General features: G+C 35.1%; 13 protein-coding genes and 1 riboswitch. Of the genes, 3 read left to right on the top strand and 10 right to left on the bottom strand.

Annotation, left to right across the window (positions count from 1 at the left end; translation table 11 throughout):
• Positions 1-289: 289 nt before the first annotated feature.
• The 3 genes from VF726_RS06140 to VF726_RS06130 form a co-directional block, all read right to left on the bottom strand.
• The gene (locus tag VF726_RS06140) at positions 290-997 is read right to left on the bottom strand and encodes a pseudouridine synthase (RefSeq protein ID WP_016087950.1); all 708 of its coding nucleotides are present in this window, start codon (positions 995-997) and stop codon (positions 290-292) included.
• A 184-nt stretch (positions 998-1181) separates the two neighbouring features.
• Positions 1182-1802 (bottom strand): DUF4937 domain-containing protein, encoded by a 621-nt coding sequence (locus tag VF726_RS06135; protein ID WP_440166666.1) that lies wholly within the window; start codon positions 1800-1802, stop codon positions 1182-1184.
• 193 nt (positions 1803-1995) lie between these two features.
• Complete coding sequence (locus VF726_RS06130; protein WP_440166664.1) at positions 1996-2370, bottom strand: hypothetical protein; 375 nt, start codon at positions 2368-2370, stop codon at positions 1996-1998.
• Between the two features lie 132 nt (positions 2371-2502).
• Between VF726_RS06130 and VF726_RS06125 the strand changes: the two genes are divergently transcribed.
• The gene (locus VF726_RS06125; RefSeq protein WP_440166663.1) at positions 2503-3078 is read left to right on the top strand and encodes a hypothetical protein; all 576 of its coding nucleotides are present in this window, start codon (positions 2503-2505) and stop codon (positions 3076-3078) included.
• Positions 3079-3296: 218 nt separating this feature from the next.
• Positions 3297-3416, top strand: a riboswitch (glycine riboswitch).
• Positions 3417-3523: 107 nt separating this feature from the next.
• Complete coding sequence (locus tag VF726_RS06120; RefSeq protein ID WP_440166661.1) at positions 3524-4894, top strand: alanine/glycine:cation symporter family protein; 1371 nt, start codon at positions 3524-3526, stop codon at positions 4892-4894.
• Between the two features lie 42 nt (positions 4895-4936).
• On the opposite strand, the gene VF726_RS06115 is transcribed toward VF726_RS06120, so the two are convergent.
• Together VF726_RS06115 and VF726_RS06110 are read right to left on the bottom strand one after the other, a co-directional pair.
• A complete protein-coding gene (locus VF726_RS06115; protein ID WP_440166659.1) occupies positions 4937-5461 on the bottom strand; it encodes a DinB family protein in 525 nt (174 codons plus the stop codon).
• A gap of 14 nt (positions 5462-5475) precedes the next feature.
• The gene (locus VF726_RS06110; RefSeq protein WP_440166657.1) at positions 5476-6243 is read right to left on the bottom strand and encodes a DUF3891 family protein; all 768 of its coding nucleotides are present in this window, start codon (positions 6241-6243) and stop codon (positions 5476-5478) included.
• A 204-nt stretch (positions 6244-6447) separates the two neighbouring features.
• Here VF726_RS06110 and VF726_RS06105 point away from each other — a divergent pair, with 204 nt between their 5' ends.
• Positions 6448-6720, top strand: a complete 273-nt coding sequence (locus VF726_RS06105) for an HU family DNA-binding protein (protein WP_001043907.1) — start codon at positions 6448-6450, stop codon at positions 6718-6720.
• 37 nt (positions 6721-6757) lie between these two features.
• Here VF726_RS06105 and VF726_RS06100 read toward each other — a convergent pair whose 3' ends face one another.
• From VF726_RS06100 to VF726_RS06080, 5 genes are read right to left on the bottom strand one after another with little or no spacing between them, the layout of a single operon-like run.
• On the bottom strand, positions 6758-7300 hold the full coding sequence (locus VF726_RS06100; protein WP_440166655.1) for a cold-shock protein: 543 nt from the start codon (positions 7298-7300) through the stop codon (positions 6758-6760).
• 35 nt (positions 7301-7335) lie between these two features.
• Positions 7336-8085 (bottom strand): 4'-phosphopantetheinyl transferase Sfp, encoded by a 750-nt coding sequence (sfp, locus tag VF726_RS06095; RefSeq protein WP_440166653.1) that lies wholly within the window; start codon positions 8083-8085, stop codon positions 7336-7338.
• 33 nt (positions 8086-8118) lie between these two features.
• On the bottom strand, positions 8119-9561 hold the full coding sequence (locus VF726_RS06090) for an MDR family MFS transporter (protein ID WP_440166650.1): 1443 nt from the start codon (positions 9559-9561) through the stop codon (positions 8119-8121).
• A complete protein-coding gene (locus tag VF726_RS06085; RefSeq protein ID WP_440166648.1) occupies positions 9561-9785 on the bottom strand; it encodes an MbtH family protein in 225 nt (74 codons plus the stop codon). The genes VF726_RS06090 and VF726_RS06085 overlap by 1 nt, the downstream gene beginning before the upstream one ends.
• On the bottom strand, positions 9782-16930 hold the full coding sequence (locus tag VF726_RS06080; RefSeq protein ID WP_440166646.1) for an amino acid adenylation domain-containing protein: 7149 nt from the start codon (positions 16928-16930) through the stop codon (positions 9782-9784). Before VF726_RS06080 ends, VF726_RS06085 begins: the two co-directional genes overlap by 4 nt.
• Positions 16931-16946 lie beyond the last annotated feature (16 nt).

Genomic DNA, 16946 nt, shown 5'->3' with positions numbered 1-16946 from the left:
AATGGCTTCTTTTGCGATAACGTCGCTTACACGGCACTAGATACTGTATTTCCCTAGTGCAGCTCTAAGGTGGTAAGTTATTTTTCTGCGTTAGGAAGTTCTCAGCTTTCCTTCCTTCTCTGTATAACCGGGTAAAATAACTCGTGTCCTTTTCTTTGCTTTTATAAGTACATCCATTAATTGTTATTTACTATATCTTATTCATTTTATTTTTGCAAGTGTTTAAAAAAGTTTTTTTATTTAATAAAAAAGAAACCAAAAATAGTTTTTTGGTTTCCCCTTCTCAATTTTACCAATCTTGTGGTTCGTAATTTAAGTCTGAAAATAGACGGCGTTTCTCTTTCTTCGATAAATCTCTCCACTGTCCAACAGGTAAATTATTCAATTCAATATTCATAATTCTCGTACGTTTTAACGTGTATACTTGATAACCTAAAGCTTCACACATACGACGAATTTGGCGATTTAGCCCTTGTGTTAAAATAATTTTGAACTCATATTTTGATAACTGTGTGATCTCACAAGGAAGTGTTTTCGTTCCTAAAATTTTCACACCAGCTGCCATTTTTTCTAAGAAATCAGGTGTAATCGGCTTATCTACTGAAACGATATATTCTTTCTCATGTTTGTTTTCAGCACGTAAAATTTCATTAACAATATCACCATCATTTGTTAACAAAATTAAACCGTCTGAGTCTTTATCAAGACGTCCAATATGACTAATTCGTAAAGGATGATTCACTAAATCGATAATGTTACCTTTTACAGCTTTTTCACTCGTACATGTAATACCTACTGGTTTATTTAAAGCGATATATACGTGATCTCGAGCAATACGAAGTTGCTCTCCATTTACGCGTACATCATCACCTGGATTTACTTGGTCACCAATTTTTGCAACCTTACCGTTTATAATTACTCTTCTCTCATTAATTAATTTATCTGCTCCACGTCGAGACGCTTTTCCAGCTTCACTAATAAATTTATTGATACGCAAATTAGGCACATCCTTTTCAAAAAAATTTCAAGCTCACACTGCTTCTACCGTACAATACAAAAGGGTAAGCCTTCTATTATAACTTAAATATATTAACATGAAAGGGTATATAACGTCTTCTATTAATTACTCATTTATAAGAAAATATCTTTATTATACATTCATTTATGCACGTTTTGTACACTTAATATACAAGCCACTCTTCCTTACATACAGCTTGTTTACCTCTTATATCTTCTAAATCCTCATGAATATTAGCTATTTTATACAACTCTGGGAAAGTCTCTTCTGCATAATTTCGATGCGCCATTTCATCTTTCCAATACGTTAACACGATGTAACGATTTCCATTTTTTAAAGACTTCCCAACAACTCCAGCTAGCATCCCTTTTGCTTTTTCCATTCCTTTATTCCAAATTGTTTCTTGTTTATGTAAAAAATACTTTTCCTTTCCTACCTTTACATCACATATAGCAACTCTTATGAATGTTCCTTCTGTAACAACATCTTTCAAATGCTTATCAGTTATATCATACAACGTTTGAAATAGTTCAATTTCACATGAAAGAAACGTATCCGCTTGATTGCTATTTACATAAATTGTATCGTGTGCACCATTCATAAATGATTGATACGCACTTCTATCTTCCCATAAAGTAAATACACATGCCTCACCCTCATACCATCCACCAAATTGCCCATGAAATCCATCTAGATGCTGTATAGCTTGCCATTTTTCTTGTGCTTTTGAAAATAAGTCCTTTTTCTCTTCTTCTACCTTACAGTAGATTGTTTTTAGTAACATTTTTAACTCCCCCTTAGGATATAATTTATCTTCCACTCACAATTTTTAGTTTACATAATATTTTTATGATCTCTTAAGTACTCTTTATGTGCATATAGAACTAATCATATTTATCACTACATCTATCAAACCATCTATCTGATTTTATTTCAAATAATTCAGAATCAAAAGAAAAGATGTAACCCTTAACGAATTACAGCTTTATCTTATCTCCCTTATTCACCTTTTGTTCAAATACATAATACGTAAGTTCTCCCGGATAATGTAATACAGTTACCTTCCGCTCTCCTTTTTTAAAACTAACAGTATGCCCGTTTTCACCTAAGTTCTCCCATCCACTTACCTTTGTAATAGGCATTACACTTATATATTTATAATCCTCTTCCTTTTCATCGTTAATATGGATTGCTGAAATTGGTACTGGAAAATCTTCAATTTTAGATTCTTTGTCTAAATATATTAGTGTAAATAAACCAACTAATAACATAGCCGTTGAAATATTTGAAACTAGTTTTCTTCTATTCATTTTCACTAAAAACCCTCTTTTCTCACATATTACTTTCATCATTTTACTAATCTTAATTATTTATGTATAGAAAAAATATAATTAAAATCAATTCCAGACTATTTTCTCTATCATTAACAATATTATTGTTATATATTACAATTAAAAGATTTTTATTTTTGGAGGTATTACCTGTTGAAGAAATTATTTTTTAATAAATGGACAATAGTTATTTCTATTTTTATTATTACCTGTACGATTTTCTACGCAACTAAAGATAAAAATAATAATGCAAAAACTACCGTAGAAACAGTTGATACAAAAAGTTTTAAAACTAAATTACAACCAAAAATTGATGAATTGACTACTAATTATAATGACATCATCGAAAAAGATTGGCTGCCTGCTTGGGAAGAAATTAACACGAACGGAGATTCAGTAAATAGAGATAAACTATTAGTTACAATGACTGCTGTTTCCAAACAATATGAAAACATTTTGAACGAAATAGACACTTTGAAAATTAAAGAAAATATATCGGAAGTACAAATACAAGAACAACTAGTTTATTTCACAACTGAGTTTAAGGCTGCTTCTAAATTTATGAAAAATGCAGCAGATTTAATTATAGACGGAGGCATTAACTCTACTCCAAACAGTGCAACAATTGAAAATACTAAACATGCTTTAGGGCTTGCAGATCAACATATTGTCATCGCTTTATCTACTTTAACTGAAGTTGAAGAGAAATTAGGACTTTCGAAAAAATAGAATTCTTTACTATTTTAAAATAAAAAATGATTGCATTTCATTAATTGTATATCTATAATGTTTTTATTGATTCTATACACATTCAATGCGTATAGGTTATTAATTTTATAATTCGGATGAACCATTCAGGAGAAGATCTATTGATCTACCGACGGGGCAAAAAGTTGTAAAACCAACTTTGAAACTCTCAGGTCTTGGTTACAAGTAGAACTGCATGGGGACGAATCTCTGGAGAGACTCCCTCTCGCTATATATAGCGCGGAGGAAAACGAGCACCGAAGGAGCAAATCCGCTACTATAGCGGATAATCTCTCAGGTAAAAGGACAGAGACAAGCGAAAGAAAAAGCCGATTTGTATCGGTTTATTTTTCTATCCCTTGTTTCTCCAGAGACCATTTCATTTACTTGAAGTGGTTTTTATTTTTTCATAAAAAGGAGAATACAGATGGAGACAGTAAGTAAAGTATTAGAACAAATGAATCACTATGTGTGGGGATTACCAACGTTGTTGTTACTCGTTGGTACTGGTATCATTCTCACAGTGCGTTTAAAAGGTTTACAATTTAGTAAACTATTATACGCTCACAAACTAGCATTTAAAAAATCAGAAGATACATCTTCCTCTGGAGATATTAGCCACTTCCAAGCTCTTATGACAGCTATGGCGGCAACCATTGGAATGGGAAATATAGCTGGTGTTGCAACTGCTGTGACGATCGGTGGTCCCGGTGCAATCTTTTGGATGTGGATTACTGCTTTGTTCGGAATGGCAACAAAATATGCCGAAGCCATTCTGGCGGTGAAATACCGTGTTAGTAATGAAAATGGAGAATATTCAGGTGGACCAATGTACTATTTAGAACGTGGTTTAGGTAAGAAATGGCTTGCTATTTTATTTGCGATATTCGGTACAACTGCTTCTTTTGGTATCGGTAATATGGTGCAATCTAACTCAGTTGCAGAGGCCATGCGAATTAATTTCTCTTTCCCTCCTGCTTTAACTGGTATATTAATGTCGTTTCTAATCGCCATTGTTATTTTAGGTGGTGTGAAAAAAATCGGGAAAGTGACAGGATACATCGTTCCTATTAAAGCTTTCTTTTATATCATTGCTGGTCTTATTATTATTTTCTATCACTACGATCAAATTCCAGAAGCATTTTCACTTATTTTTTCTGGTGCATTTAATGGTACTGCAGCTGCTGGCGGTTTTATCGGTGCGACAGTTGCATCAGCTATCCAAATTGGAATGGCACGTGGTGTATTTGCGAACGAAGCTGGGTTAGGGAGTGCCCCTATTGCAGCAGCGGCTGCAAAAACAGATTCACCTGCAAAACAAGCTTTAGTTTCAATGACTGGTACTTTTCTAGATACGTTTATTGTATGTACCATTACAGGACTTGTATTAATTACTACAGGTGCATGGAAATCTGGTAAAACTGGCGTTGAAGCTACAACACTTGCGTTCCAATCTGTATTTGGCACTGCTGGTAGTATGATTCTCGGTATCGCAATTATATTATTTGCCTACTCTACTATTTTAGGATGGTCGTATTACGGTGAGAAGTGTGTAGCTTATTTATTCGGTGAAGGAGCTGTACGATATTATAAAGCAATCTTTATTGTTATGATTGCTATTGGTGCGAATTTAAAATTAGGCATCGTATGGACATTTGCTGATATTGCAAATGGACTTATGGCGATTCCAAACTTAATTGGCCTTATTGGATTAAGTGGTATTGTTGTAGCTGAAACGAATCGATTTTTACAAGAAGAGAAATTGAAAGAAAATCATAAAAAGCAAGTTAATCAATAAAAAAAGAATGGCTTATCTATAGTAAGCCATTCTTTTTTTCACCTATTTCACTTCCTTCTGCACCATATGTAAATACAGCACAAAGTCCGTCATTGTCGATGAATGACCAAGTTGACGAATCATTGCTGTTATATTTCCTCTATGATATGTCCCATGATTTACGACATGTTGTACTAACTCTAAAATTGACGTTTCTAATTTCCCTACATATGGATTCTCGATAACAAATACAGCATTCACATCTTGTATTGTACTTAAAAATTCTTTATATTGATCTGCCATGTTTTCAAACATTTTTTCTAATTCATGTAACGATTTGTTTTCGATTTCTGTTCGTAAATCTTCTCGGTCTTGTATTGCTTCATTCATACCTTTACCATGCAATATGTGTAACCACACTTGATCTGTAATATAAATATGCGCAAACGTATCCTTAATTGATGGAAATACACTCTGTATCTGTTCAGTAAAAATAGTCTCATAGTTTGATAATTCTTTTAGTCGATTGAATAATCGTATATTAGCCCAAGCATGGTAATCCACTTGTTTTAACATGTACTCTTTCAATCAAAATCGCCTCCTTATTGTATGAAACGAATAGTTTGTTTCTTCATTTCTGATTCTCTATCAGTCTTTACAACTCCTTTTTCTTCCATTTCATATTTATTTATAGTTTTATATTTTACATACGTATGAAATTCCGTTTGAAATGGAAACGGTGTGATCCGAATTGTTTCCTCGTCCACCCACTCTGCTTGAACAGGTTTCTCCTCCTTACTATTAAACATTTCTGTTCCTTCAAAACCATCTTTAAACAAATCAATTTCATCTTTCTTTTCTACACCAGGTTTATTCATACATACGTATAAAGAAAGTTCATCGCAAAATTTTAATAATCTATAATGTTTATCAAACATCGCAAATTGTTCTTTTGTTAACGTTTTCAATATTCTTTTTTGTCGTTTCAACTCCCCTGTATAAAATGACATCATCTCTTCATCTTCCTCATTTAATGGAAAGGATAAAAAATGCTTACTACAAAGTAATGCTCCGTATGGATTGGCATCTTCAATTTCATTCAAACCAATCGTATAAAAGACAAAGCGTAATGAACTTGGACAATCCATAAAAGTATATGGAATATTTTTAGCATCATTTAAAATTGGTACTTTATCAAGTTCTATCCATCCTCTATCATGCTCATATATTGCATCAATTGTCTCTTTTAAATATGTGTCAGCTTCAAAAAAATCTTCTTTTATATGCTTCGCAATCTCTCCAGCTAAAAAACCGTGATCTTGTTGACGAATTAATATACTTTCTTTCTCATCTTTTTCACGAAAAATCATCCGTATACTCCCCCTCATCCTCATATTACAGTGTTTTCTATGCATCAATTCTTAATTAATCCCTAATTATTAGCAGGGATTCAGTTTCTTGCAACGAAATTAACATAACTATATAGCATTCTTTCTAACAATATAAATAGCTTTATCTTTACTATCCATTATACTAAATCATTCATTCCAAAAAAATTTTTATGAGGTGAAAACATGAACAAAACAGAATTAATTAAAAACGTAGCGCAATCAGCTGATATTTCTCAAAAGGATGCTTCTGCAGCTGTACAATCTGTTTTTGACACAATTGCTACTGCATTACAATCTGGCGATAAAGTTCAATTGATTGGCTTTGGAACTTTTGAAGTGCGCGAAAGATCTGCTCGTACAGGACGTAACCCACAAACTGGTGAAGAAATTCAAATTGCTGCTGGTAAAGTCCCAGCATTTAAAGCAGGTAAAGAGTTAAAAGAAGCTGTGAAATAAACAAGAAACCAGCCATTTTATAGGCTGGTTTCTTGTTTTAAATAAGTAATTCTTTTATATTTTCTGCATGATATACTTCACAAATATAAAACATACATTTGCAGTTACTTACAATTTGATATTTTCTAGTTGGATACACATTCGCTGTAACAGAACATCCATCAAACAATTCAATAATATTTCCAGATGGCTGATATCCTTCATATAATACGTTCCTTCTTACTTCCATCTTTTCTATAAGTTTTTCAACTGGAATGTTTCCACTCTCTAACTCACTCTTTATTGTATTTGGTAAAAACGAAGTATCCGCAAAAATGAGATTTTCAGATAATATTTTTCCTTTATAACTAACATTGGATACACGGTAAAGAAATGTTCCGTTTTTATCGAAGAAATTCTTTGCTTCTTTCGGGATATACTGTCTATCAATTACCTCTTGTTCAAGAACATCAAACTGGACTGTATCATTCAAAAGCTTTTCTAAAGCATGAATAGATGATGAATCTCTAGAAAATAAAATACTTTTAATTGCTTGTACATTATAAGTGAATTCATTTGTTCTATTTTCCGCTACTAACATGAGGAACACCTCTTCTATAAGATATTTTATTAAACCTATTTATAATTTAAAAGCGCTACTGCGTCTAACTGTGTGATTTTAGTTACTTCTTTACTAAATATTGCAATGGAAGCTAAATAATCTATACTTGGTCTTATATCTTCCATCATTGTATGTTCTACTAACTCTTCTCTATCCTTAAAATCCAACAAATTTGGAGGATCATTTGGAGCTGACACGGTAATATCCATTGGTGGAATCATTAGTCCTTCACCTGTTGCTTTTAACACTGCTTCTTTTCGAGTCCAATATGTTAAAAAACCTTCAATTTTCTGTTCATCTCGTAATTTCATAATTTGCGCTATTTCAATGTCCGTTAATACACCTTCTGCCATTTTCATAACATCTACATTTAGATTCATTTGTTCAACATCAACGCCTACAGGTGCAGATTTTGTAAATGCAACAACAACCCATTCACCCGAATGAGAAACAGATAACTGTGGCATGCCTTCTGGTAATTGTGGTCTGCCATGTTGTAACTTACATACTGGGCACATTCTATCAATCGGTACTTGAACTGGCGACATAGAAAGTATCTTTCCAAGAACTAATCTACTAATTACACAACCTATTATAAATCGTGCACGATCTGCCAAATGGTGATATGAATTTGCTTTCTCTCGTTCAACGTCATTTAGTAAATTGTAATGCCATGATTGTAAATCTGAAATTCTTCCCCACCATATTTGACAATCATTCTCATTAAGAGTTGGTATAGAATCTACAACTTTACTTTCTATCATGTAAACTCTCCTTTATACAACGAATATCAATTGTTATTCATTGACAAGTGCTTTCTGTTTTTTTGATACGGATAACATTTTTTCTTTCTTCTTTGACATTACCTCTTTATCAGAAATACGTAAAGAAAATAGTAATGCTGCGAGTAAAAACATTGCTGATCCAATTAATGCAGCTTGATATGGTAAGAAATCTGACTGTGTATTTTTCTGTATTTCATTACTTCCAAACCCAGATAATATGCTAGCTAAAACAGCAACTCCTATCGCTGAACCTAATCGATTTTGCACATTAAATATAGTCGTCGCCCTCCCCATAGAAGGTGGCGTAATATTGTTAAATGCAGAAAATTGGACTGCTCCAACAGACTGACCTAAGAAAATACCTATGCCAAACAATAATGCCCGTATTTGCCATGGATTCGTATCGTGATTTACAAAACTTAATAAAACGAAGATAATCGCCGTACAAATTAAGCCAATAGAAATTACTTTACGAGCTCCTAATTTCTTATATGACCATGGTATAATCTGTGAAGATATTATTAATCCAATCGCCTCTGGGAATGTCGTAAGACCTGATTCCAATGCTGAAACTCCTATTACATTTTGATACATAAGCGGAAAAACAAATAACATTCCTAGCAAACCAGCGGATGAAAACAATGAAATAAGGCTCATTTTTCTAAAGACTGGCTCTTTTAATAAGCGTAAATCTAACATCGGTTGCTTTACTCTAAGTTCTACAATGATAAACAATATAATGAATACAATCCCAGCTATTCCAGTACTTATAATCTCTGGAGAACCCCAGCCTTTTGACGGCCCTTGACTAAGTGCATAGATAAGCATCGCGAATCCTGGTGCTGAAAGAATAAAACCGAGAGAATCAAAGCGACCAGCTGATTTTTCAATATGCTCTTTTAAAAATAGTAGACCGAATAGTAACGCTACGATTCCAAACGGTAAATTAATATAAAACGCCCAGCGCCAAGACATTTGATCTACAAAGAAACCGCCAATAATTGGTCCAACTGCCGGTGCGACAGCAATTGGTAACACAATAAACCGAGAAATTTTCGGTCTTTCCTCTGGTGAAAATGTTCGGAATAACATCGCCATCCCGACTGGTGTTAAAAGTCCCCCACCAGCACCTTGCATGATACGAAAAATATTCAATGAAGTAATATCGTTCGCTATTCCACATAATGCAGACGCAGTTGTAAATACGAAAAGAGCGGTTAGAAATACTCTTTTCGTACCGAAGCGATCTCCTAACCAACCAGAAATCGGAAGGAAAACAGCTAAGCTAACTAAATACCCAACATTAACTGTCCCCATTGCAGATGGAGGCACTTGTAGTTCTTTACTTATCGTTTGGAGTGCTACATTCACAATCGTTGCATCCATCGCAGCCATAAACATCGCTGTTATATATACGATGCTTACAACTACTTTCGGATTTATTTTTGCCTTCATTATCGTTTTCCTACTAATATTTTTTCGCCAACTTGATTACTTTTTGGATTCAAATCTGTCCAGTTTTTTTCAACATATTGTAAGCAATCGTTCCTGCTAGCTTCTTCATGTACGACATTCCAACCAATAGGTACATCAAGAAAGACAGGCCAGAGAGAATACTGGCCCTCCTCATTTTTTAATACTTTATATGTGTAATTATCATTTTCAAATGGATTCGTCATACTGTACTTACCCCTTTCTTATTCTGCAAATATTTCGCTAATACTTGTCCAATTTCTGTAAGTGGCCCTGGTTGACATAAATCTTTATGTCTACAATCAATATCGTGTTGCACTATTTCCCCGTCTAAATAATTTAGCCACGTATTTGGCGAAATAGGATCAAACCAGTCTGGTATAACAGTAGATCTAAAGAATAATATATCTCCGTTATAAACTTTCGGTACATATCTCCCTAACAATCCAACTGAATTCACATATGTTTCTTTCAAATTTAAAATCGTCTCTTCTTCAAGACTTGCTAATGCACTTCCATCTTTACGAAGTATTTCAACCGCACTTTCCATCGTAAGTGGTTTACCATCCATGTTATCTGGATCATATCCCCCTAAAGCAAGTAATGCGATTAACGCTTCTTCTTCAGTAGGTGCTTCCGTATTCGGTAAGAAGTGACCAGGGTAAGAATCTAGCATAACGAGTAATTCTACTTCTTCCCCTTCATTTTGCAGTTGCGCCGCCATTGCATGCACAACATTTCCCCCAAGCGACCAACCGAGTAAACGATATGGTCCGTGAGGCTGTACTTCACGAACATGTTTTAAATAATCCACCGCCATCTCCTCTAAACTTTTTGGAAGTTCTTCATTTTTAGCGATACCACGTGCTTGTACACCGTAGATTGGATAATCTGTTCCTAAAGATTTCATAAGTCCGGCATAGCACCAACTTAATCCACCTGCTGGGTGCACACAAAATAGTGGTAATTGGTCTCCGCTTGCTCGTAATGGAAGCAACACATCAAGTGCACTTTGACCATTTCCCATTTCAAGTCTTTCCGCAAGCCCAGCAACAGTAGGTGCTGCAAATAAAGTTCCAATATTTAATTCCACACCAAGCGCTTCTTTAATTCGGCTCATAAGCTGCACCGCAAGAAGTGAATGACCACCAAGATCAAAGAATCTGTCATCAATTCCAATTTGAGATACACTTAAAATCTCTGTAAATAAGTCACATAACATTTCTTCTTGCGGTGTTCTTGGTCCACGACTAGAAGATGATGCGATAAATTCTGGAGCTGGCAATGCCTTTCTATCTAATTTACCGTTTGGAGTTAAAGGTAACTCATGTACTACTACAAAAGCATACGGAACCATGTAATCTGGTAAACTACCTCCAGCATATTGACGCATTTCATTCGTATCGATTGTTTCATGATTAGATGCGACGATATAAGAAACTAACCGTTTATCCCCTGGTTGATCTTCCCGTACAATAACGGCTACTTGCTCGACTTTAGGGTGTTTCATTATGACCGCTTCTATTTCACCTAATTCAATTCGGAATCCACGAATTTTTATTTGGTGATCTGCACGCCCTATATAATCTAGCGTCCCATCTTTACGCCAACGCGCTAAGTCTCCTGTACGATACATTCTTGTACCTGGCTTACCAAATGGATCTGCGATAAAGCGTTCTGCAGTTAAGCCCGCCCTTCCTAAATAGCCACGAGCAAGCCCAGCTCCTGCAACGTACATTTCTCCAACTACTCCAGGTGGTACTGGTTGTAAGTAGTTGTCTAATACGTATACTTTAAGGTCTGGTATACTGCAACCAATTAAACTATTCGCGCGTAAAGAAACAATATTCTCATCTAACTCAATATAACTAACATGTACTGTCGTCTCTGTAATACCGTACATATTAATCAGCTTCGGTGCGTTATGAGGATGTCGACTATACCAATCTTCTAATCTACTTAGTTCAAGTGCTTCTCCTCCAAAAACAACATATCGTAAAGATAATGTTTGACCAATCTCTTCATTTTCACGATCCGCTTGCATCAATTGATAGAACGCTGATGGAGTTTGGTTTAATACAGTAACCTTTTCCTTAACTAGAAGTTGTAAAAATTCTTTTGGCGAACGACTTACAGTATGTGGTACTACGACTAGACGCCCTCCATATAATAAAGGTCCCCAAATTTCCCAAACCGAGAAATCAAAAGCATATGAATGGAACATCGTCCACACATCGTTCGCGTCAAACTGGAACCAATGATCAGTTGCTCCTAAAAGTCTTACTACGTTTTGATGAGGTATCATAACACCTTTCGGTCTACCTGTTGAGCCTGACGTATAAATAACGTATGCAATATGTGAAGGAGTTAGTGGCTTCACACGCTCCATTTCATCAATATTGTCCTCACTATATTTCTCAATTTCTTTTATTACTTTTTCATCATCAACTAAAATTTTCAGTTCCTCATCACATTCAATTTCCACATCTGAATTTGTTAAAACACATGATGGTTTCGCATCTTGAAGCATAAATGAAATACGATCAGACGGGTAATCTGGATCTAATGGAAGATAACCTGCTCCTGCTTTAAGAACTGCAAGTAAACTTACAACCATATTTAAAGAGCTCGGCATTGCTAAAGCAACGAGTTGATCAGGACCGATTCCGTTTGCAATTAACAAACGAGCTATTTTATTCGCTTTTTCATTTAACTCTTCATAAGTTAACTTTTCATCTTCAAAGACGACAGCAATAGCATTTGGATTTATATGAGTCTGCTTTTCAAATAATTGTGATAATGTCATTTCTGGTACAATTTGAAAACCACCATTCCACTTTTCTAACACTGTATTTTTCTCTGCTAACGTTAAAATTTCTAATCTACCAATTGATTGATTAGGATTCTCTGCTGCATCATCTAATAACAAAATGTATCGTTCTATTAATTTTTGCACCGTTTCACGTTTATATAAATCAGTACTAAACTCTAATAATCCGTGTAAACCTTTTGGAGTACCATCAACGCCGTTACTCTCGCTAATTTCAAATGTTAAATCAAATTTTGCAGAGCCAACGCTTTGAATTTCAAGGCTCGCTTCTATATCAGGAGCATCAAAAGTTGCTTCTGGCGTATTTTGGAAAGCTAACATAACTTGAAACAGCGGATGACTATTTCGAGTACGTACTGGGTTTAACAATTCAACGAGACGTTCAAATGGGACATCTTGATTTTCATAAGCTGCAAGATTTACTTGCTTCACTCTATTCAATAATTCTTTAAAACTTGGATCTCCTGATGTACTTGTACGTAACACTAATGTATTTACAAATAAACCGACTATATCAGTGAGAGCATCATCGTTCCTTCCAGCAATCGGACTTCCTATTGGTATGTCAGTACCTGCACCTAATCTTGTAAATAGCGCACTAAGTCCCGCTTGCAACACCATAAACAAACTAACTCCGTTTTTCCGTGCAAGCTCTACTAACCTACTATGCATACCCGCATCTATTTGAAAATGAATTGTTTCTCCTTGGTAACTCGTTTCAATTGGACGCTGGTAATCTGTAGGTAACTCCAATTGATCTGGTAGTCCTTTTAGCTCTTTCTTCCAAAACTCCAATTGTGTTGAAATGAGACTCTTTTCTGTAGTTTCATCACCTAACAATTGCTGTTGCCAAAGTGCATAATCTGCGTATTGCACTGGAAGTGTTTCCAGCTGTGCTCTTTCACCTTGACATCGTGCTTTATATGCCGTTGTAAAATCTCTCGTTAACGGTTGTAATGACCAGCCATCCCCTACAATATGGTGCAGTAGAATTAGCAATACATGTTCGTTTTCATTTACTGTAAATAGTTGCAAACGAACTGCTGGTTCAACATCGAGGCTAAAGCTATATCTTACCGCCTCTGCAAGCACATTTTCTAATTCCTCTTTACATGTTTTTGTTTTAATCATTTCTAGATTTAAATTTTCTATATCTAAAATTTTCTGATAGGAACTACCTAATACGTTAGGGAAAATTGTTCTTAGTGTTTCATGTTTCTCGACTACATCATAAAAAGCACCTTGCAATGCTTCCTCGTTCAACTTTCCAGACAAACGAATGACTAATGGAATATTATAAGTAGGGCTTGGACCTTCTAGACAATTTAAGAACCATAACCTACGCTGTGCAAATGAAAGTGGAACTTCACTTGGTCTATTTACTTTCTGAATAGCTGGTCTTGCACTTTTTGCTCCATCCAGTTGCTTCGCTAGTTCAGCAACAGTTGGCGATTCGAATAGTTTTCCAATTCCTAATTCGACACTTAACGTTTCACGAATTCTTGCCATTAAACGAGATGCAAGAAGCGAATGGCCTCCCATTTCAAAGAAATTATCATCAATGCTAATACGAGAAACACCAAGTACTTCTGCAAATAAATCACATAATATTTCTTCTTTCGGATTTCTAGCAACTCTCTCCTTATTCATTTCATTAAAATCAGGAGCTGGTAATTTCTTTCTATCAACTTTTCCATTTGGTGTTAATGGTAATTCTTCTAACAATACAAACGCTGATGGTACCATATAATTTGCTAAACTTTCTGAAACAAAAGAACGAATTTCGGAAAGATTAATCATTTCCTTCTCTTTGGCAACGATATACGCAATGATTCGTTTATCATTTGGGCGGTCTTCTCGTACCATTACTACTGCTTGCTTAATAATTTCATGGCGTTGTAATACCGTTTCAATTTCAGCTAATTCAATTCGGAAACCACGAATTTTAATTTGATGATCTGCACGGCTCACATATTCTAGCACACCATCATTGCGCCATTTTACAAGATCACCAGTACGGTACATGCGCTCCCCTTGCTCTCCATAAGGATTTGCAACAAACCGTTCAGCCGTTAACTCTGTTTTTCCTAAATATCCGCTTGCAAGCCCTTCTCCTGCAATATATAGTTCACCAATTACTCCAGGTGGTACTGGTTGTAATCCTGCGTCTAATACATATACAGCTGTACTCCAAATCGGTTTCCCGACAGGAGGCATAACACTTTCTCTTTCATCGATGTTCATGACAGTAGACCAAATCGTCGTTTCAGTTGGTCCATATAAGTTTGTAATAGTACAACCTAATTCTTTTAATGTTTTTGCTAAATGGGCTGGAAGTGCTTCACCACCTACGAGTACATTTAGTCCTTGTAGCTTCTCTGGATATTCCGTTACTAACGCCTGCCAAAGCGTCGGTGTAGCTTGCATAATTGTCACTCTTTCTTCTTGTAACAATGCCGTTAACGCAGAAGGTTCTTGAATTACTTCTTTTTGTGCGATTGTTAAACTTGCTCCACTAATAAGAGGTAAATAAATTTCGAGAGCTGAAATATCAAACGCAAATGTAGTAACTGCTAATAAATGATCGTTTTCATTTAGTGAAAACATATCGTCCATAGCCAATAAAAAATTACTTAAAGCTTTCATAGGAACAATTACACCTTTTGGATTGCCGGTTGAGCCTGAAGTGTAAATTGTATAAGCTGGGTTTAAAAGTGATTCATCATTTCTAAATGGTAGATTCATATGAGAATATGCTTTTAACGCTTGTTCTGTTTCTTCACGATCTAATTCAATTTTTTTCATACCATTTTCTATAACTAATGTAGATGAATGTGTGATGATACACACTGGTTTTGCATCATTTACAATATAATTGATTCGCTCAGCTGGATATTCAGGATCTATCGGTAAATACGCTGCACCAGCCTTTAAAACTGCTAGCATACTAACTACCATTTCCGTTGATCTTGGAAATACTAAAGCTACAAACTGATTTGGCCCTATTCCTTCTTCTACTAAATAGTGTGCTAGTTCATTCGCTCGTTCATTTAACTCTCTATACGTAAGTTTTATTCCGTTACAAGTAACTGCTATTTTATTTGGATTTTTTTGTACTTGTTTTTCAAATAATATAGGTAGAGAAATTAACTCTTCAGCTTCTTTAGTTTCATTCCATTCGAATAAAACTTTTTGATTTTCTTCAGGAAGAGTAATGTTTATGCTTCCAATCGACGCATCTTTTTCATAATCATTTATCACTAATTCTAATACATTCATAAATCTTTCTTTATGCAATGCTAGCTCCGCGCCATTATATACTTCTGGGTTCGCATCAAAATGAATCATTAATTCATTTTCATCGAAACGTTTATATACATTTATCGATAAATCATCGACAGGTCCTGCTGATAAATTATGTGTAATACCACGATTCCCAGCAAAATTAAGTCCATAATCAAAAGGCATCACATTCACTAACGGCCCAAATAATCTTTGGTTTTCACCTAGTAACTTTAAGTCTCTTCTTAATTCCTCATGACGGTATTTATGATGACGACGTATGTCTCGAATTTCTTTAGAAACTTGCTGTAATAATTCCGCAACAGTTATATTTGGAGTTACAGTGAGACGAAGTGGTACTAAATTCATTACCATACTCGGTGTATAAATAGATGCAGAACCGAGACGCCCCATCATCGGTAAGCCTAAAACAATATCGTTTGCACCTGTTAACTTATGCATATAAATACTTGTTACAGCGACAATAAATTCTGGCCAACTTGTTAGTGAAATATTGATATCTTCTAGTAAAGTTTTCGTGCTAGAACTGGATAAATAAGCTGTTTCTCGTAAAAATCCATTTGATGTTCGCGGCGCTCGTTCTGCTAAGCTTACAACTTCCGGTTCATCTGCAAATTTTTCTAACCAAAAAGTACGATCTTCCTGAAATTGTTTAGACTCACGATACTCCATATCTTCTTGCGCAACTTTTGCAAGAGAACCAAATGGCTTTTCATTCTTGTTTGTTTCTTCTATAAGTGATGTATACTCATTCGCTACCTTTTGGCTAAGAAGTGAAAATCCATAGCCATCCATCATGATGTGATGGATGCGCTGATACCAAAAGAAACGATTATTTTCAACTTGAATAAGTGCTTCAGTAAATAAATTATCTTTTTTCAAATCGACTGGCATAGATAAATCATTTTTCATCCATACTTTAGCAGCTTTTTCAGGATTTTCTTCTTTACGAACGTCAATAAAATGCATATGAAACTGTAATTCTTCAATAACTTGCCATGGTCCAATTTCATCCTCTTCGAAGCGAACATGAAGCGCTTCTGCTTCTGTTACAGCATTACGTACTGCTAACTCGAAAATTTCTTGATTAATATTTCCGCTTATTTCAACATACTCCCCAGTATTATAAATCGGATTCAGCGGATCTAATTGCTGTGCAAACCACATACCAGTTTGCGCAGATGATAACGAATGGCGAACCTTTTGGCTATTAGGCATTCTTTACTACCCCTTT

This window comes from Bacillus sp. Brlt_9 (assembly GCF_051948935.1).
Lineage (GTDB): Bacteria > Bacillota > Bacilli > Bacillales > Bacillaceae_G > Bacillus_A.
Note: the sequence above shows the minus strand (reverse complement) of the source record. Positions and strands in the feature narration are given on the sequence as shown.